Raw genomic sequence first — 20,321 nt, 5'->3', positions numbered from 1 at the left:
CAAATAACTTTCTTCTATTACGTGTACGAGCGAAAGTGCTTATTGGTTTCAACAAAAAACGAGGGGGTCAGACAAGTGTCTGACCCCCTTCTCCCCTTCTCACTCACTTTCCGTTGGCTATTTGATTCTCCACTACCTCACTAATGGCAGCATTCCCGCCAAGAATGACGTATGAATTGGCATTGTCGTTTTGGATCAGATTATTTGTTTCATCAGGAATAACATCTTTTTTCACAAGATATAGTGGAGAGCTCTTATGTGCAGCAGCTACAGATCCTGTAAGCGCATCTGGATAATTCGCACCGCTAGCAACATAGGCTGTGTCGTAATTAGTATATAGTCCCTTCACTATTGCTGCTGCTGTTCCATACCTATTTAAACCTGCATACCTCGTTGGGTTAGGAATGTTGTTGGATACCTTATTTGAAATAACACTTGTTCCACCGATAACGATGTTCTTGTTAGTTCCCTTCAGTGCATTACCAGTCGCAGCTGGAAGCTCAGCTGTTTTCGTTAACAGGATCGGGTAACCATTTTCAGAAGCGTATGGCGCAATCGAAAGGGCATCTGGAAAGTCCATTCCATAAGCGATAATGGCCTGATTGTAAGACCCAAGTTTTGCTGCAATCTTTGCAGCTGTTTCAAAACGATCTCCCCCGCTAATGCGCTCTACTGTAAGCCCCATTTCATCAAGCTGATCTTTAACTGATTCTGGTACTGCACTTGTACCACCAAGAATAATCGCTTTCCTTGCTCCTAACCGGTCAATTTCCTTAACACTCTCAGATGAAAGGCTTATTTTACCAGATAGCAGAATAGGAGATTTCAACTTATACGCCAGAGGCGCCCCTGCTAGAGCATCTGGAAAATCAAGCCCTTTTGCTATTACCACTGTTTCAGAAGTTTGATAAGTGTGTCGACTCACTTCCACCGCTGTATCAAATCTGTCTTTTCCTTCTAGTCTCAGAATGGAATCATATTTTGTTTTAATAGTTAAAGACGGTCCAACCGATCGATTACCTGTCGGATCAGCTGCTTCAATTTTGAAAGTATAGGATGTATTCGCTTTAAGGTTACTTATTTCCGTACTTCGAATATCCCCGCTTAAGGTCTTAACTAGCTGACTTCCCTGGTAGATATAATAATTTGAAATTCCTGATTCATCTGTTGCAGGGGACCAGGATAACTTCAAGGAATCCGTTCCCACTTCAGTAGCTTTAAACGTTGTGTTTGCTGGCCAGATTGGGTCCTTAATGTCCCGACCATCACCTAGGTTAATTGAAACCCCCATCGTGTCACTACTGTAGTCGTTAACTTCGATAGCAACTTTTGTCTTAATTCCATTGTATAGCTTGCTGTTAGGGGTTGTTTCACTATTAAATACCATCTCGTACCCTTTGCGGTAATAGTGATTGTAGTCTACATAGAATTTATATAAGTCCAGATCGCTTCCATTTCTTTCACTTGCCTCTTCAAGGTCGACAAGCTTATGCCCTTCATCATCATTCCCTTCCCAGACTTGATCTTCATCAATATGCCACATCGCAACGCCGCCGGACACTGTCCTGTTTTCAAGTCCCCTGTCGTAGCCATCATACTGGCGATTTTCTATTAAAAAGTATTCTGAGGGGTCATCTGTTTGAATTTGAATCACGTTATAGTTATCGTTCTTAATCGAATTTATGTTTACTTTTTTGGAGGAAGATACGATTTCAGGAGTGACAAAGCCGAGCTGTATTTTCGACCAGGGATCGAAATGTGTTGGTGTCTGTCCAACATCCTCTCCATTCTGATAAGCCCATGAACCTCCGGCCATTACGCTATGAACATCAATACCAAGTGAAGATCCATCACGGTCATATAAGTCAGGTAAGCCAAGGTCGTGACCGAGTTCATGTGCAATGATGCCTATCGTAGCCATATGATCTCCATGCATTTCCCCAAACTGAGTATAGCCTCCATTGTAATAAATGTTCCCAACGCTCACCCCATCTAATGTTGGAGCTTCTGAAAACAGGCCGTACTTATGTCCCCATACTCTTGGCGAAGGATCATTATAGCTTCCTTCACCACCGGCAACAATTGTTACAATATGAAGTTCATCGACACTTATGTAGCCGTCTCCATTTTCATCGTATTGATGATAATTCACCATGCCGTCCGATGCTTTCAAAGCGTTAGCCACAATTTGTCTATATAGTTGATCTTCATTGTATTTATCTACCGGGTCCGGGTGGTTATAATTCAATTTAACCGACACGATTCCGTTACTTACACCACTCGTTTCTGTGGCTGGTGTGAACTGAAATGTTTCTGCAGAATTCTCTGCATAAAATGTGTTTAACGAGTTTCCAGTACTACTAAAGATTTTATTGCTCCATTCATTTTCGGAATACTTCGCTTTTGTATCATTAAAGCTTACTAAGAGAACAATGAGTGCCTCGTTAGTAGCACTGTTGGATTTAAAATCACCTGCATTCAGGTTCGGTGTTAATGCGGCGCGATTCACCTTAGGAAGGACGCTATCCATATGGTCTTTCACTGCTGCATTCTTTGGAACGGAATCAATGCCTACCTTCGAAGTAGTTGCAATTAGTTTAGATCCTTCCACTTTCGCAAAGTACCAGTATTTATCCTCACCCTGTAAAATAACATTACCATTTTCCGTTTCTACCCAGTGGCGAAATTCATCCCCGACTGCTTTAGAGCGAAAGGTTATTCCATTCGGTTGCTTCATAGTTCTAAATACATCGTTTGCTGGTGCCGCGAGAACATGGTTGTTCATTATAAAGAACAAACAAACAGAAAGTAGAATTGCAGCCAGTAATTTGACCTTTATCATACCGTCTCCTCCTTGCGCTATGAAACGCTTGTATTACCTATGATAATAGCATGGAGGGAATAACTGGAATAGCTTTTTCGTTAAACAAAAACCGAGAGATAAATTTATAAGATGACATGAATCGTTTTTTTTATAGAAAAGAGGGGGAAGGGTGGGAAAGGTGGGGTCAGACCCCTGTCTGACCCCAACAACCACTACTCCTACCCTCTTCGATAATCCTCTTCCCATACATTCTGAGGAACGAGACTGCCTCCCGTTGCCCACACAAGTTGAGTTCCTTTTCTGTTCTTCACAGGATCTGCTGTAATCACTGGTCCTATCATCCCTGCAAGCGCTGATGGTTCAAGCTTGATTCTCTCTGTGTCATAAATCCAGCGAAGCATCTGATACAAACGCTTATCATCAACTGTATACACCCCGTCGATCAAAGGCTTGATTTCTCTTCCTACGAAACCAGACGGACGTCCAACTGCAAGGCCGTCTGCAGCGGTGACATTGTCGATTCCGAAATCCTGAACTGAAACCTGGTCATGCAGATTTGTCATGAGTCCGAGCAGCATAGACGGGGAATGCGTTGGTTCTGCGAAGTAGCAATGAACGTCTTCACCAAATACTTGATGAAGTCCAAAGGCGATACCGCCGGGCGCTCCTCCAACACCACATGGGAGATAGACCGTTAGAGGGTTAGCTTCGTTCACTTTGATGTTCAATCTTTCTAGCTGCTTTTTCAAGCGTAACGCTGCAACGGCGTAGCCCATAAACAGATCCTTCGAGTTTTCATCATCGATAAAGTAGCAGGTGAGCTTCTTTTCACATTGCTTTCTTCCTTCTTCCACAGCGATACTGTAGTCTGCCTCGTGTTCGACAACGTTTACGCCTTTTTCGCGTAGCAGGTCCTTTTTCCACTGTTTGGCATCACTCGACATGTGCACCGTGACTTTAAAGCCAAGCTTTGCTGACATGATGCCAATGCTCAAGCCAAGATTTCCGGTAGAGCCAACTGTTATCGAAAAAGCAGAGAAAAACTCGGTGAACTTTCTGTCAGCAAGAACTGCATAATTGTCATCTTTCGTTAAAAGAGCATGGCCGAGCGCAAGTTTTTCTGCATGTTTGATAACTTCATAAATGCCACCCCGCGCTTTGATGCTGCCTGCGATGGGAAGAGTATCGTCGCGTTTTAGCAGAAGGCGACCAGGGATTTCTGTTTTGTAATCCTGTTCAAGCTTCTTTTTCATCGCATTAACTTCAGATAGAGGTGATTCGATGATGCCATTTGTTTCTGGATAGACTTTTTGGAAATAGGGGGCAAAGCGTTTCATCCGAGCCTCTGCGTCGAGAATGTCATTCAGAGATAGTGAGCTAATGTATGATGTTTCTCCTTTGTAAGGATTATTCCAGATGACTTCGTTTAATTGAAGGAGCTCGTTTAGCAAGGGGTAGTCGGCTTTCCATTGGTCGAGTGATTTTCCTGCGATTAGCATTTGGTTTGCACTCCTTAGGTGGGGTCAGAGAGGGGTCTGACCCCTCTCCCCTTTAATGTCACATTAAGAAAAAGCGAGAGTTAGCCATGCTTACTCTCGTCTTCAATTTCGTTTATTTATCTATTTAAAATAATGTCCAATAGTTCTTCTTCAACATCAAGAACGGTTTTACCACCAAACAGACCAAACTGATCAAAAGATTGAGCTTCTAATAAATCTACTGTTTCTTTTGGTAGATCAGGTCCAGGGGCAGGCTTTGGTGCCAAGAAAAGTGGGGCATTGTTCTTAGCAGCGAGAACCGCTCCAGAAAGTGCATCCGGGAATTTAATTCCAGTTGCAAAGTATGCTCTTTCACTACCCATCTTAAGATTTTTGTTGATCTCAAGATTAGTTTCATACCGAGTTTTACCCGAATATCGCTTATAGTTCAGACCTTTTACAGCATTTTCACTTATAACGCTATCACCACCAACTACGATAACGTTTTCGTAAGATCCAATTTCGGCCATCGTTTCTTCTGCGAGTTCTTTAGTGTTTGTTAGGAAAATTGGATAGCCATTTCTAGCAGCGTAAGGAGCTATTGATAATGCATCTGGAAACTTATGCCCATACGAAAGTATTGCTGTATTACTCGAAAGCTTGTCTGAAATGATTGCTGCAGTGTCATAGCGGTTGACTCCGCCCAAACGTTCAACCGTTATACTCTTGCTGATCCCCTTTATTTCTTTTACTACATCCTCAGAAATCGCATTTGCACTTCCAAGAATGATCACTTTGCTCGCATCTAGTCGCTTGAGTTCCTCTTTGATAGGTTCTTTTAGGTCTTTGCTCTCAGTTAATAACATGGGTGCATCTTCCTGATAGGCAAGTGGTGATCCAGCAAGTGCATCTGGGAACTCATCCCCTCTCGCAATCACTACCGTGTCTGCACCATTTGGCCAGCCTTCTTGAGATATTGCCACTGATGTCTCATAGCGATCTGCACCTGATAAACGATGGATCAGAGGTAATAGATCAGCAGATGCGAGGTAGGCTTTCGTTCCATCATTAAGCTTAACTTCATACCAGGCAAGATGATGGAGTGGCATTTCAGAGATGTTTTTTGTTGCTTCTTTGTTGTAGTCATTCGATTTATCACTCAATGGCCCACTTAGTAACGTAACCACCTGACGTCCATTTGCTGTTTTAAGTCTGGTAGCCTCAGTAGAAGGACCTTCACGGAAATTAGCTCCTTCCGCTGTGAACACAATATTACCTTCTTTAAAAGTCTGTGTTGAGTGATGGAGCGCTTCTTCAGGTAACTCATAATGGTCAGTGGTAAAATACAGATGTGTATCGTTCTTATCATCAGTATTGTATTGAAAATCACTGACTTGAAAATCAAATGGAATAGGTTCATAGTCTTTCTCACTAACTAAAAGACTGTAGCTATAGATATACTTGAATACTTCTTCCTGATAAGCTTCGAGATTTCGAGCTCCAAAATTCTCATCATCTTCGTTTCTGTAGATCGGGCTATTCACTTGCTTCTGACCGTTATAAGCAAGAACGGCAAAATACCAGCTCTCGATCACATCACGGTCATTATCATTTACAGTTGGAAGTTCACCGCTTCCACCTTCAAACTTGTCATTCAATATTTCCAGACCTTGTTGGATGTTATATCGAATATCATTCTTTAATTTGTCTTGTTCTGATTCTGGTGCATTTGTAACCTGCATGATGCCAATTCCACCATCACCATCTTCGTTCATAGCACTTTGATCCCAACCGCTTTCCTTTAAAGCAACGGCCTTAGCAACCTCTGGTGGAATCCCTTTTTTAATTGCTTCTTCAGTCAACATATCGCTAATCTCGTTATAAGAAAGTTCTTGTGCACTTACACCATCCGCAAAAGATAATCCATTACCTATTCCAGTAATGACGAGTAATGCGATAACCATACGAATTAATCCCTTTTTCAATTTCCCCTCCCCTTTCCATCTTTTAGAAGTATAGCAGATTAAGAGGTTTCCATGGAGTATTATGGGAATAAATCTTGTATGGGGTCAGACCCCTGTCTGACCCCCATACACTACACCCCCACACCAAAAAAGCGTCCGTCAGAGACGGACACTTTACTCATTTTTTTTAAGAGGGGTCAGAGTGGGGTCTGATCCCTCTTTCACCCCTCCTTCACCCTCAATGTGCTCTCTTCGCTCCAAGATACCTTGGTGCCCAGTAGCTGTTATCCAAATCGCTAATTGTAACGCCTGTTGAGGAGCCTGCGTGGATAAACTTGTTGTTCCCGATATAAATCCCACCATGAGAAGCTCCTGGTTTATACGTTTCAAAATACACAATATCACCAACTGATGGGGAGCTTACAGGTGTTGTCACATTCCACATCTGCGCCATTGTTCTTGGCAGTGAAATGCCCTGCTTATTAAACACGTATACTAGAAAACCACTGCAGTCAAAGCCCTGTGTCGGGGTATCCCCTCCCCATACGTACGGTACACCTATGTATACAGATGCATCTGCAATAAGGTCCATCACGCTGAAGTCTGAACTTGAACTACTCCCGCTCGTGCTGTCCTCATTTACATTTCCTTCATACCCTGTTGATTGCTTCAGTTTTCCCCATGTCGCGGGTCCAACAACGCCGTCAACGGTAAGCTTGTTCCGTGATTGGAATGTACGAACAGCTTGCTCCGTTCCATTTCCGAAATCACCATCAAGCGGTCCTGAGTAAAGTCCGATCGCTTTTAGTTTGGATTGAAGTTCTTTAACGAGCGTGCCGGTCGATCCTTTCTTTAAAAGGTCTCCATGGTCTTCGCCTGTAGAAGGTGATGAGTTTACCTTTTCTGTTAAGCCGTCAAGCGCATCCATTGTTTCCTTTGTCGCAGTACCTGTTACCTGCAGCTTCTTTGCTTTCTGGAAGTCCTTGACCGCTTTCTCAGTAACAGGACCGAAATAGCCTGTTGCCTCAACATGGAACGTGCCCGCTTTCTTTAGCTTGTTCTGTAAGTCTGTTACAGCACTTCCAGTAGATCCTACCTTGAGCACTGTTTCTGTCTGCTGGCTACTACCGCCCCTTGATTTAAGTGCATCGATCGTACTGTCGTCAGCAATCCCCGTTGCTGGCAAGCCTACGATACTTTGAAACTCTTTCACTGCTTTTTGCGTAATACTACCAAAAATGCCGTCCACAGCATAATTGTAGTAGCCGCGATTCTTTAGTATTTGCTGAAGATTCGATACCGAGCTTCCGCGAGAACCTATTGTAAGTCCGCTCGTCGCAGGTTTCGCCGCTTCTTTCTCGCTCAAAACGGATAAGGTGTTATTGTCTGCCACTCCTGTTTGTGATAGACCAGCCGCTTTCTGGAATTCCTGAACAGCTTTCTTTGTAATCTGGCCAAAAATGCCATCGACATTGTAATTGTAGTAGCCTTTCGCTTTCAGCTTTGTTTGAAGATCTGTTACCGCACTTCCGCGCATCCCAATAGAAATGTCCGAAGAAGTTGACGATGAGTTTGATGAACTCACTGAGCCTGAAAGCGCGCTAATTGTTGCAGCGTCTGCTTTCCCGGTTACTGAAAGTCCTGCATCACGTTGAAATTCTTTTACGGCATTCTGAGTGATTTGCCCGTAGATTCCGTCTACATTGTATGAATAATACCCTTCAGCCTTCAGTTTTGATTGCAGATTCGTTACCTGCTGACCTCTTGAACCAACCTGAAGAACGTTTGAAGATGATGGTTCTGACTTGGCAGCTGTTCTTGAACCGAGTGCCTGAAGCGTATCTGTAGTTGCGATCCCGGATACCTTTAAGCCGACAGCCTGTTGAAACTGACTAACCGCATCTTCTGTGATTGGGCCGTAATATCCTGTTGAGGTGTGATATGTAAAATACCCCTTTGCCTTCAATACATCCTGTAGCTCTTTTACATCCTGATTGTTCATTCCCTTTTTGAGCTCTTGATCCCCAAATGCTGCTTCTGCACCATCAGGTTGAACAAACATAACCCCGGCCACAAACGCAGAACCGGTTATTGCTTTTTTGACTAATGAAGGTTGCATCCAGATCCTCCTCATTCCAATTAAGTTGCTGCCACAAATATCGACACTTTGCATATACTATCGGCTACTATTCAACAAAGTTTAAGTGGTTTCCTGTTATTTTTTTCTAAAAATAAGAGATACAGGACAAATTCCCTGTATCTCTTAGTAAAAGTCTATTTCTTTTGTCGGATATACTACCGATATAGCGCATCTTGCACATTATTCGAGATAGCCGATTGTCCGCCCAACAACTTAAATTCTGTCACGCCTGAAATGGCTCCGCTCGTTTCTGCTGGAAGCTCGTCTCTCTTTACAAGTAGGAGCGGTGCCCCTTCTTTTGCTGCAAGAATTGAACCAGCTAACGCATCAGCAAAGCCAAATCCCGTTGCGAGATAAACTCTTTTCGCATCTGGATAGAAAGCTGCTTTCACGGCAGCTGCCGTTCCAAATCGGTTTTGACCTGAAATTCGCTCAGGTGAAGGAAGGTTATCATAGACCGTTTTGCTAATAACCTGGTCACCACCGATCACAATCGTATTGTCGATGCCTTCTAGCGTCTGTCCTGTTGCTTCAGGAACCTTACTTTTATCAACTAGTAGTATAGGATAACCATTCTGAGCCGCATAAGGTGCGATCGCTAAGGCATCAGGGAATTTAAGACCGTATGCGATGACCGCTTGATCCGGAGAGCCACCCATGCGCTTCGCTACTTTCGCAGCCGTTTCATAGCGATCTTTTCCGCTGATGCGTTCTGTTGTTATTCCAAGCGACTTAATCGCTTCTTCCGTGGAAGTCGAAATCGCATTCACACCGCCAAGAATAATCGCTTTCTTCGCTCCAAGATCTCTTATTTCCTTAGCTGTTTCTTCTGGTAATTCATTTGTTTTCGCAAGTAAAATTGGTCCCTTTAACTGATAAGCAAGCGGAGCACCTGCTAGAGCATCTGGAAAATCAAGTCCCCTTGCTATCACTACCGTTTCTGCTTCTGTATACGTTTTTCCACTGATGGTAGCTGCTGTTTCGAATCGATTAAGCCCTTCGATTCGCTCAGTTGTTTTTCCTGACGTTTTGACATTAAGTGTTGGGCCATTCTTTGTCGCGTACCCTTTCTGATCAACGGCTTCTACTTTAAACAAATACTCTTTATTCGAAGCAAGCCCCTGTACTTTTAGCGTACGGCTTGTTCCGTCTACTTCTTTAAGGAAACTTCCATTTTTAAAGATGAAATACGACTTCACTCCAGAGTCATCCGTAGCCTGAGACCAGTTAAGCGTCACCGTGTCTTCCTTAATGGAAGATGCCGCAAGTTTCGAACCAGTTGGCCAAACAGGTGGCTGTTGATCCTCTCCACCAGGTACTTTGACAGAAACAGTCATGGCCTCCTGACTTGGGTCAAGAACGGTAACCGCAACGCCTGAGCTTAAACCTGCATACACTCTGCTCGTCGGACTGGTCGAACTATTAAAACGCGCATTTCCATTCGCATTAAAGTAATGATCATAAAAATGGTATTGTTCTTGACTGTTGAAATCGAGCTTGGGAAAACCGATAACGCTCTCATTCGACTCCTCCAGATCAACCGCTTTGTGTGACTCATCGTCGTTGTTCTTCCCATTCTCGAGCTGATCTTCATCAATATGCCAGATTGCGATTCCAGGTTTCTTTACGAAGTCAGATAAACCAACATCAAATCCATTGTACTGCCTATTCTCAATTAGAAAGTATTCTGACTCGTCGGTTGTGTTTAATTTTAAGACAGAATAATCGTCTGATTTAAAATTCACAACCTCGTATGTACCATTGTCGGTAACGTCAATTGGTCTAATAAAGCCTAATACCATTTTGGACCATGCATCCATATGCGTTGGGTACTCTCCATCAAATTGTGAGTTATATTTTGTCCAGGAGCCACTACCCATCAGGCTGTGAATGCCAACACCCTCAGAAGACCCATCCGTATCATACAAATCTGGAAGTCCTAGATCATGCCCCATCTCATGTGCAATGATGCCGACCGTTGCCATGTGGCCACCGTGTTTTTCTCCAAACATCGTATAGCTACCTCCGGCTTTATGAGCGCCAACTTTTACACCGTCAAGGCGCGGTGCAGCTACATCATAAAGGCTTGACATGTGACCCCAGACAACTCTACCCGTATCATTGTAGCTTGCTTCACCACCAGCAACAATCGTTACAATATGGAGCTCTTCAGATGATAAGAAGCCATCTTTATTCTTATCAAATTGAGCATAATCTACTTTTGCATTCGACGCTGTTAGCGCATCCGTTAGAATTTGTGCATAAGCACCGAATGGATTATAAGTAGCTTCAGGACGCGGATGATCTTTATTTAAGAATACCTTTATAATTCCATCATTCACCGTTCCACTCGTTTCTTGTGCACCTTTGAAACCAAGCTTTCCCTGTGAAACTTCATCATAGTAGCTATTCAGCGTGCTTCCGTTCGTACCAAAGAAGCGGTTGGACCATTCAGCCTCAGAATATTTAATTTTCATATCGTTATATTCAACTAATAATACGAGCGTGGCATCATCACCCGTAGTACTTAGTAAATCAATTTGATCGTCGGGATTCGGGATGTCCTTTTGATTTGTTTTCTTATCAATAGTTGTGTGAAGTTTCTCCACTTCAACTGACGTTGCTGCATCTGCAGGTTTTTCGTCTATTTCATATTTATGAGTAGTCAGCTCCAATTCCTGACCGTTAATACGCGTGTAATACCAGTATTGATCGGGTCCCATTTGAATCACAGCATGATCCTCTGTCGTCCACCAGTTTAGTGTTTCACTTCCGTTTAGCTTTGCATTGAACGACTCACCTGTTGGCTGAATTATTTCTTTTGCCTCTCCCCTTGCTGGCATCGCATTCGCTTCACTCACAAACACTACCATCACCATCAGGCTACATAAAAGCACCCCAATACCGTACGCCCTTTTTTTCATCATTTTCCCCCTAGCATCATTCGTCGATCTTGATGTCTCGCATACTATCAGTCTACCACTTGATAGTTAAAATTTGCCATTATTCTGCATTTAGAGAAAAATGAAAGAGACCAGCTGAGAGCTGATCTCTTAATTGATATGATTTTATTCGACCCCAACAAGTTGCTTTTCAACCGAAGGGCTGACCGCTTTTGGACCACCAAGGATCGTAAAATGATAGATACCAAGCTTGTCTCTTGCTTCTATGACCGTATCCTGCATTTTTTCAGGATGAACAAGCAGGAAGCTACTATCTGTTTTAGCCGCGAGCACGCTACCAGTAAGCGCATCCGCAAATTCGAGACCTGTTGATACAAATGCTTTATACGAAGGGTTCAGTTCCATCGCAATGATCGATGCCGTCTCAAAACGGTCTGCGCCACCATATCGCTTGGCATTCGGAAGCTGGTTTACTAGATTATCAGATAAAACCTGCGTTCCGCCAATGGCTAGACTTTCAGGATAAATGCTTAATACCTGTGAAGTTGATTTAGGAATTTCGTCCTGTTTTGCTAGCAAAATAGGATACGTATTTTCAGCTGCATAGGATGCGATCGCAAGTGCATCAGCAAATTTTGTTCCATTTGCGATCACAGCTTTGTCAGAAGTCGGCATACTGTATGCAATTTCTGCAGCCGTTTCGTAACGATCGTCTCCAGCAAGTCGACTCGTCGGCACTCCCATTTTCTCGATGGCTGTTTCAACTGCTGGTGATAAGGCCTGTTCACCTCCGAGAAGAATCGCAAACTCTGGATTCAGTCGTTCGATTTCATCTTTCACGATATCGTCGAGAGACTCAGAATGCGTTAACAAAATCGGAGAGTTCAAGTCATAGGCAAGTGGGGCTCCCGCTAGCGCATCAGGAAAATCATCGCCACGTGCGATAATGACACCCTGCGCAAATTCCCAGCCAGCTTGTGACACTATCACTGCCGTTTCGTATCGATTTTCACCTGAAATTCGGGTTGAGTTGATTGGAAAATCAAGTCGGATCTGTTTCCAGAATTCGTCTGCGATTACTTTATAGCCTTCAGAAGATGGGTGAACGTTAGATGGAGTTGGAAGATAAGTAGGATAATCTTTTGCTATTGCATCGAACGTAGGAACATAGTGACTGCCTGTTGCTCCTGCAACAGCTTCAATAACATCATTAGCAGCGTTTGTTAGCATGATCAGTGATTGTTGCTGCTCGGCAGGTAATGCGTGAAACCCATTGTAATAACCTAGAAGATAGATTTCAGCGGTTGGATTGATTGCACGGATAATACCAAGGCTTGCTCCGTAATTTGCTCCAAGCTCTGCCATGAGTATTTTTACAAATTCCTCATTCTGTAATTTCGTAGGATCACTTGAAAGATATTGCAGAAAGTCATTTGCTCCAATTGAAATCGTAATGACGTTTTGAGACTGAAGCTTCGCCTGTGTTTGAGGGTTTTGCAGTTCATTTAGCAAGTCCATTGAAGTTGCGCCTGGCACGGTGAAAGGTTTTTGATAAGTCCCCAATAATTCTATTTCATTAAGGTCCTCTGCTATGTAGTCATTAAAACTTTTCCCAAGCTTATTATCTGAAAGCACCCCAGCCGCAAGCGAATCACCAAGAGCCGTAAAGTTAACAACTGCTTTTTCATCATTTGTAACAGTAGCTGATGCCATTGATGGAACGAGTAAAACAAACAGACAAACCAGTAACAGAAAGGAGTTGACTTTCCCTTTTCTCAACCGAATCCCTCCCCATATTCATTCTTAATAACGAATGGATAATGATAGTATTAGCTGTTTATTCTTTATTTCCTCTATTTACTTGGAAAACTTTCAAAATAAAGTAGACCCCACCTATGTTCTTAAGGTGGGGTCTACTTCCCATTCAAGATGGTATAAAGAATGCAGAGGCGTGAAGGCCCCTGCATCTCTTCGATCTTATTTCTTAAGCTTTGAAATCACATCTTCACTTACAGCATTTTCTCCACCAAGAACCTGGAAGTCATAAGCATCCATCATATCAACCGCTTCTGCCGTTTCAGCAGGAAGCATATCCGGCTTAACAAGAAGCATTGCAGCATTTCTCTTCGCTGCAAGAACAGATCCAGAGAGAGCATCAGCGAAGTTCATACCAGTTGAAACATATACACGAGCTGACGCATTCAAGTTCGTTGCAATATCAGCTGCAGTACCGAAACGGTTCTCTCCAGCATAGCGGGCTGAAGCGTGTAGACGATCGTCTAGCTTCTCGCTAACAGCAGTGTCCCCACCAACGATAATAGAATCATCAATTCCTTTAAGCGCATTGCTTGTAGAAGACGGAATTTCATCCGCTTCTGTTAAAAGAATTGGATAACCCTGCTCCGCTGCATATGGAGCGATCGCAAGTGCATCCGGGAAGGTCATTCCGTTAGCGATGATCGCCTTATCTGGAGATCCGCCAAGACGAGCTGCGATGTTCGCTGCTGTATCAAAACGATTGTCTCCCGCGATCCGTTCTACATCAACACCCATACCTTCTAGCTGGAACATCACGTAGCTTGAAATTGCACTCTTTCCGCCGAGGATAAATACTTTTTCAGTACCGAGACGTGTAATTTCTTCCTTCGTCATTGTGTTCAATGATCCGCTTTCTGTTAAAAGAATTGGAGCATCATATTTATAAGCTAGTGGTGCACCTGCTAGCGCATCTGGGAAAGAATCGCCGCGTGCTAGAACGACGGTATCTGCTGTATCCCAGCCTTCTTGAGAGATTTTAACAGAAGTTTCGTAACGGGTTTCACCTTCAATACGCTCAAGCCCAGCTTCTACGATACGTGCTTCTTCTGTTTGCTGAACTGTTCCGATCTCATCAAGGTACTCTGTGAATACTTCAAAGTCTACGAAGTTAAGCTCTTCTATACGGCCTTCAGCTGCTGCTGCACCCATAGCATCATAACCATCTCCACCAGTTGCGATATAAGCATTTGTTGCAACAGTGTACATCGCTTCTGGATCGATATCTTCATAACCATTTTCAGTTGTTACGTTAACATCAAGAATACGTTCTCCTACAGGAAGATCTTTATCGAAAGAGTATGACAGTCCAGAAACTTGAGCAAAGCGACCCTGTTCTGTTTCAACTGCGCTAACTCCATGCTCCAATGAAGAAATAATTTCTTCCCCGGTCAAATCAACCGTAACAAGGTTGTTACCGAAAGGCATTGTTGTTAAAACTTCGCCTAACGTAATCGGACCTTCATCGATCGATTCGCGGATTCCTCCGCCATTTGTAATTGCGATCGTCGCATCTGTGAATTGTTGTGCTTTGAAAAGCATTCCGTCTGTAATTAAGTTTCCGAGATTCGTTTCGCCGGTTCTTACAGATCCCCGTTTACCATCAAGGTAAACATCTGATTCGCCAACAACCTGCTTCTCAATTTCTTCTAACGGTTTTTTGAGGTCGTCATAAAGAGCCTGTGCTTCTGGATCAGCTTCTAAAGTGCTATCTTCGCTAAGGTCAAGCAACTCATTGTCCCACTCTGTTAGAACGCCGTCTGCATTAAAAGTTACTTCAACATCACCAAGGTATTTGCTATATTCATTCGCCTGTACGACAAGTGTAGGCTCTTCTGTTTCGTTTACAACGACTGCTTCTTCAATTTTCGTGTGGCTATGTCCACCAACAACAAGGTCGATGCCTTTAACTGTTTCAGCAAGCTCTACTTCTACCGTTTTTCCAAGGTGAGTAAGAGCAACGATTTTGTTGATCCCTTTTTCTTCAAACATCGCCACCATTTTTTCTGCTTGCTTCTGATGGTTCTGGAAGGAAATTGTGTCTCCAGGGCTTGATAACTCATCTGTTGATTCAATCGTTAGGCCGAAGACACCAACTTCTTCCCCGTTTACATCTAGAATAACAGCTGGATAGATGGTGCCATCGTCACCAGTCATGGCCATTTCATTTTTGTAGAGAGGTCCAAGGTCAGGGTCTTTACTATAGTCAATATTTGAGCTAACGATCGGGAATTTCGTTTGTTTAACAAATTCAGAGAATGTTTTTGGACCTTCGTCGAATTCATGGTTTCCTGGAACCATTGCATCGTAGTCCATCATGTTCATAAACTGCACGTCTGCAAGGCCTTTGTATTTATTGAAAAATAGCGTTCCAGAGAAAACATCCCCCGCATCCAACAAAATGGTGTTTGCGCGAGCCGCACGAATTTCCTCAACTGCTGTCAGTCTTCTTGGTGCATTATCGAGATGTGCATGCGTATCGTTCGTGTGCATAATTGTAAGATCAAAGTCACCAGCAGCAGCTTCTACAGGGGTTGATGGCGCTGCAGCAGAAATCCCTAATGCCAGTGCAGCTGTTGATAGAACGCCGAAAAGAGGTTTTTTCATATTCATTTACGTAATCCCTTCCCTTTCGAAAACTCATTTTTTGTCGGAATTTAAATGCGAATTTCATTATATACCAGATTGATAGGTTGATGGTCCTGTTTGTAAGACTATTCAACAAATTCTAACTCATCCTTTGTGACTAGTTTCATAGGTTAGGAGAAGGCGGAATGAGTCCGCCCTTTCACCTCTTTATCCCAGCCTTAAGGGGCAGTAAAACCCCCACCTCAGGAATGTAAATCAATCGAGACGTTCAGGTGGGGGTCAACTGCCCCTAAAGGTCCGATTGGTTCAACTAACCATCAGAGGGGGAAGAAGCAAACCCCCCCCTGATGGAAGTTTCACTTTATTTGCTCTCTAACTCGTTCATAACCTCTTCACTTACAGCATTTGTGCCGCCAAGGATATGGAACGAGTTGATATCATTTTCTTCAATTGCATCAGAAATCTCGCCTGGAATATCATCTTTCTTAACGAGGAGGATTGCTGCGTCTTCTTTAGCAGCAAGAACTGAACCTGCAAGAGCGTCAGCGAACTTCACGCCTGTTGCGACAACAGCTGTATCTGCATCAGGTGTTAGAACCGTTGCGATGGCAGCTGATGTTGCGTAACGATCATCGCCGCTATAGCGGACAGCGTTTGATAGACTTTCAAAAATGTCAGCATTGATGGCATTTTCCCCGCCTACGACAATTTGCTCGTCCGTAGTGGATAGGATTTTCTTCGAAACTGCAGGTAGCTTGTCGTCATTTGTTAGCACGATTGGGTAGCCATTCTTCGCTGCATAAGATGCAACGGATAGAGCATCAGGGAAGTTGAACGCATTCGCCAGAATTGATTTTTCAGGTGAACCGTCAAGTTTGGCTGCAATGTTAACAGCTGTTTCATAACGATCCTCACCCGCGATACGATCGACTTTTAGTCCGAGACCTTTTAGCTCATATTCCGTATACGATGAAATCGCTGAAGTTCCGCCTAGAATAATCGCTTTCGTAGCACCAAGACGCTCGATTTCTTTCTTAACGGCTGCATTGAGTCTATTCTGTTCAGTTAAAAGAATTGGAGCATCGTGCTTGTAAGCAAGTGGTGCTCCCGTTAGTGCATCCGGGAACTTATCTCCTCGTGCAAGTACGATCGTATCTGCGCTTTCCCATCCCTTTTTAGAGATTTCGACCGCTGTTTCGTAACGAGTTTCGCCAGAAGTACGATCCACTTTGTTATCCATTTGGATTTTCGCTAGAACTGGATCGTGGTCACTTGCACGTCCATCTTCTTCACTGAAATCTGCATTAATGTTAATGCTATCAATCGTTGTGCGCTTTGCAAGATTGTTAGAAACTAGAATGTGATCAAGTACTTGAGAGTTCCCCTGGTAAATGTACGTGTAGCGCTGTTCAGATGGTAGTTTTTCCATCATGTTTGTAAGAACGTCGCCTTCAAGCTTGTTGATCGGCGCAGAGAATTCGAAGTCGTTCAAGTCACCAAGAACTACAACATTCGAATCTTTCATGTTTGAAACAACGTCATTTACAAATCCATTTACGACAGCTGCTTGCTCCAAGCGCTGTGCTTCACTACCAAGAACGACCGGGTGATCAGCTCCAAATAGTGCGCCATCGCCGCCTTTAGAGTTGAAGTGGTTTGCTACTACAACAACTTTTTCACCGTTAAATTCAAACTCTGCAGCAAGTGGTTTACGAGAGTCATCAAACGCGTCATTCGTAGGATCAATGCGACCAGGATTTAGCGTTAAGCCATTCTCATCAACACCTACTGAAGATGTTGCATCGCCAGAATCTTTCTCAGGAAAATCAACACGTTCAGGGTTGTAGATGAAGCCAACGCGAATGTTACCACCTGGCTGTCCACCATCAGTTTTGTCGGCAGGAGCAATATCCGTAAATTTGTATGTTGGACCGCCTGCTTCTTCGATCGCTTTAATAATCGTTTTGTAAGATTCGCTTGCATCTGTCGTGCCATCATCCGTTGGACCATTGTTGTCCTGAACTTCGATCAGTCCAATGATGTCCGGTGTTTTCATATTATTTACGATTGAATCAGCGATTTTCGCTACTTTGCTTGCATCTGTACCAGCATAGAAGTTCTCTATGTTGTAAGTTGCAACAGTTAGATCACCTTCTGCTGATTCGATTTTCGTCACTTCACGCGCTGTATCACCTTCAATTACGGAAGGGAACGTGCCAGTAGGACGAATTTTGAAGTTGCTGTAATCGTAGCTCACTGTACCAGTAATGGAGCCATCAATTCTATCTCCCGTCGTAGCATTTAGATCAATTCCATCCACGTCGATCAACATACGCTCTGGATTGTAATCTTCAGGAGATATCAATAGACCCTGTGCTCGCGTGAATTGATTACCTTCACTTGCATTCACATAGACAGGGAGCTCGTCATACTTAATTGGGCCAGAAATTGTCGCATTTGGAATTTCAATCAACATACCTTCAAGACTCTCATAAAAATCAAGTCCGTCTGTTTGCGGGTCAAACGTTGTCATGTTGTCATCTTCAATGTTTTCAGTTGGAGGCGTGCGATCGTCTCCTATCACCATGGGAGCTGGAACTGTGTTTCCAGACGAAGTGATCGCAACGTTTGTTGCTGTGATTTGTGTTGTAAGAAGATCTGCTGCATCATCGTAGCCTTCTTCTCTCCACTCTTTCACCTGGCCATCTACTTCTACTTTGTCGCCAACCTCTACACCAGCGCCACCGCTTTTGTAAACGTAAATACCTTCAGATGTTGCGATATTGTCGTCAGGCTGTGGCTCCTGCATGTAAAAACCGTTAGAGCCGTCTTTTGCTGTGACGATACCAGCGATTTTAGTGACAGCCATTCCTTCATATGGAGAGGCATGATTGGCTCCTTGAATATCATGGATGCTAATTCCATTTGCAGATTTTAAAACGTCATATTCAAATGTAGAAATGTCGCTTGTTTTACCGTCTTTTGCTGCAACGGCTTTAATTGTAGTGACTTCTGTTAACTCAATTTGAGCTATGTACTCTGTACTATCAGCAGTTGGCTCGCTGCCATCTACTGTGTAATGAATGGTTGCTCCTTCTTCAGCTGTTGCAAGTGTAATCATCGTTCCTTCGAGTACAGATCCCGCTTTAGGGCTAGCTGTAACGGAGAACGCCTTTTCGATAACATCTGCAGCATTACGTGGAACAAGCTTGTATTCATTAAAGTTGTAGTCAATAACACCTTTTAGAATTTCATATGTTTTTCCAACTTCAAGGAGGGATTTCTCGTTTGGCTTAATGACAAATTCACCTGAACCATCTTCAGCAGTAAAGTTTCCATTGCTATCGACTGAATTAACAGTCACAGAAGTGAACTGAGTGAATTCGCCTTCGTGCTGTTCACCATTTTCTGCTGAGAGATCTGTTGAAGTGAGTGATTGAGGGGACGGGATGCCTTTGTCTTTAGTTGTTATAACAACATTAGTAGAGCTCGTCATGATTTGCTGCATTCCATAATAATCAGACATAGATCCTGTTACAGTCACTTCATCACCAGGCTGAGCAGTAATTCCGGCTGCGCGAACAATAATTCCAGCTGTGTCATCTTGGATAAAAAGATTTGTTTGACCACCAGTTTCAAATGAAGCTGTGGCAATTCCTTTTACTTTTACTTGTGTGCCTTTGGCTACTGATCTAGCATCAGCGATTGTTGAAAGTTCGATTGGTTCCGGATCTGGTGTAGTGTCGTCAGAAAGGTGTGCGCCGAGGAATGTGAAAGTGTCTTTTGCATGACTTGTCCATTCAGTCGTGAAGTCAAATGCGTCAGTTGCATCTGAGTCACCTGTTGTTACTGAGTCATTACGGACAAGTGTTACGTCTTTGGCGAAATCAGAGTCTGAACCAATTTGACCAAGTGAATCGATAATATCATCATTCTTTTTGAGCGTAACAACATCATTACCATTGAAATTAACGACAGTTTGATTCGTTACATCAGCTTGATCTAACATAGTCTGGACTGCTTGATCATGAGCAAGTACAAAAACTTCCCCATCTGCAAGTGTTCCTTCTAATGTTAAGGAATACTTTGGTTCTGTCTCTCCATTAGAATAGAGTTCAAGGGTATAATCAGCTAGATTAATTGAATTCCCTGTTCCATTGTAAAGTTCGAGAGCTTTGTTGTAGCTTCCACCTTCAATGTACTCTGAAATGATAAGATCTTGAAACGTTTCTTCAGCTGCAGAAGCATACTGTGAAACTGGTAACGCGAAAAAGCTAAGGACCATTGAGAAAATCAGCGCAAAGCTGATCAAACGACCTTTTGACCTTCGTTTCAAATTCCATCCCCCCGGATATGTAGTCGAATTTTGGTGACACTGCCATCAATTGTCAGTATACAACAACAATTGTCCTATATGTGTAAAAATTGAGTAAATTGTTTAAATTTTGTTTGCGCTTTCATTTTGGGGCCAGACCCCTGTCTGACCCCAAATATATAAATTAATTACTATATAAAAGTAGTTTTACTTTTTATTGACTATTCTTGGTTTAAACACACATAGGTAGATATACTTATAAAAGAAGAATGAAATTCACATAGAAAAACCAC

8 protein-coding genes are annotated in these 20,321 nt (G+C 43.1%); all 8 read right to left on the bottom strand.

The features are described from left to right. Window positions 1–103: 103 nt before the first annotated feature. Entirely contained in the window at window positions 104–2,842 is a 2,739-nt protein-coding gene (locus tag ABFG93_RS13000; RefSeq protein ID WP_347548448.1) for a cell wall-binding repeat-containing protein, read from the bottom strand. A gap of 200 nt (window positions 2,843–3,042) precedes the next feature. Continuing rightward, entirely contained in the window at window positions 3,043–4,323 is a 1,281-nt protein-coding gene (locus ABFG93_RS12995) for a D-serine ammonia-lyase (protein ID WP_347548447.1), read from the bottom strand. 116 nt (window positions 4,324–4,439) lie between these two features. Beyond that, a complete protein-coding gene (locus ABFG93_RS12990) occupies window positions 4,440–6,287 on the bottom strand; it encodes a cell wall-binding repeat-containing protein (RefSeq protein ID WP_347548446.1) in 1,848 nt (615 codons plus the stop codon). Between the two features lie 217 nt (window positions 6,288–6,504). Then, on the bottom strand, window positions 6,505–8,385 hold the full coding sequence (locus ABFG93_RS12985) for a peptidoglycan-binding protein (RefSeq protein WP_347548445.1): 1,881 nt from the start codon (window positions 8,383–8,385) through the stop codon (window positions 6,505–6,507). Window positions 8,386–8,561: 176 nt separating this feature from the next. Continuing rightward, complete coding sequence (locus tag ABFG93_RS12980) at window positions 8,562–11,333, bottom strand: cell wall-binding repeat-containing protein (RefSeq protein ID WP_347548444.1); 2,772 nt, start codon at window positions 11,331–11,333, stop codon at window positions 8,562–8,564. Window positions 11,334–11,474: 141 nt separating this feature from the next. Beyond that, window positions 11,475–13,088: a cell wall-binding repeat-containing protein gene (locus ABFG93_RS12975; protein WP_347548442.1), complete on the bottom strand. Its 1,614-nt coding sequence runs from the start codon at window positions 13,086–13,088 to the stop codon at window positions 11,475–11,477. A gap of 198 nt (window positions 13,089–13,286) precedes the next feature. After that, the gene (locus ABFG93_RS12970) at window positions 13,287–15,737 is read right to left on the bottom strand and encodes a cell wall-binding repeat-containing protein (RefSeq protein ID WP_347548441.1); all 2,451 of its coding nucleotides are present in this window, start codon (window positions 15,735–15,737) and stop codon (window positions 13,287–13,289) included. A gap of 337 nt (window positions 15,738–16,074) precedes the next feature. Next, a complete protein-coding gene (locus tag ABFG93_RS12965; RefSeq protein ID WP_347548440.1) occupies window positions 16,075–20,049 on the bottom strand; it encodes a cell wall-binding repeat-containing protein in 3,975 nt (1,324 codons plus the stop codon). Window positions 20,050–20,321: the final 272 nt, after the last annotated feature.

It is taken from the genome of Pseudalkalibacillus hwajinpoensis, from assembly GCF_039851965.1.
Classification (GTDB): domain Bacteria; phylum Bacillota; class Bacilli; order Bacillales; family Guptibacillaceae; genus Guptibacillus; species Guptibacillus hwajinpoensis_E.
The sequence above is the reverse complement of the archived record's forward strand: the minus strand, read 5'-3'. Positions and strand labels throughout refer to the sequence as shown.

Excerpts from the sequence above, each read along its gene's own strand:
- ABFG93_RS13000 (WP_347548448.1), bottom strand. The coding sequence starts at position 2,842 with ATGATAAAGGTCAAATTACTGGCTGCAATTCTACTTTCTGTTTGTTTG.
- ABFG93_RS12995 (WP_347548447.1), bottom strand. The coding sequence starts at position 4,323 with ATGCTAATCGCAGGAAAATCACTCGACCAATGGAAAGCCGACTACCCC.
- ABFG93_RS12985 (WP_347548445.1), bottom strand. The coding sequence starts at position 8,385 with ATGCAACCTTCATTAGTCAAAAAAGCAATAACCGGTTCTGCGTTTGTG.
- ABFG93_RS12980 (WP_347548444.1), bottom strand. The coding sequence starts at position 11,333 with ATGATGAAAAAAAGGGCGTACGGTATTGGGGTGCTTTTATGTAGCCTG.
- ABFG93_RS12970 (WP_347548441.1), bottom strand. The coding sequence starts at position 15,737 with ATGAATATGAAAAAACCTCTTTTCGGCGTTCTATCAACAGCTGCACTG.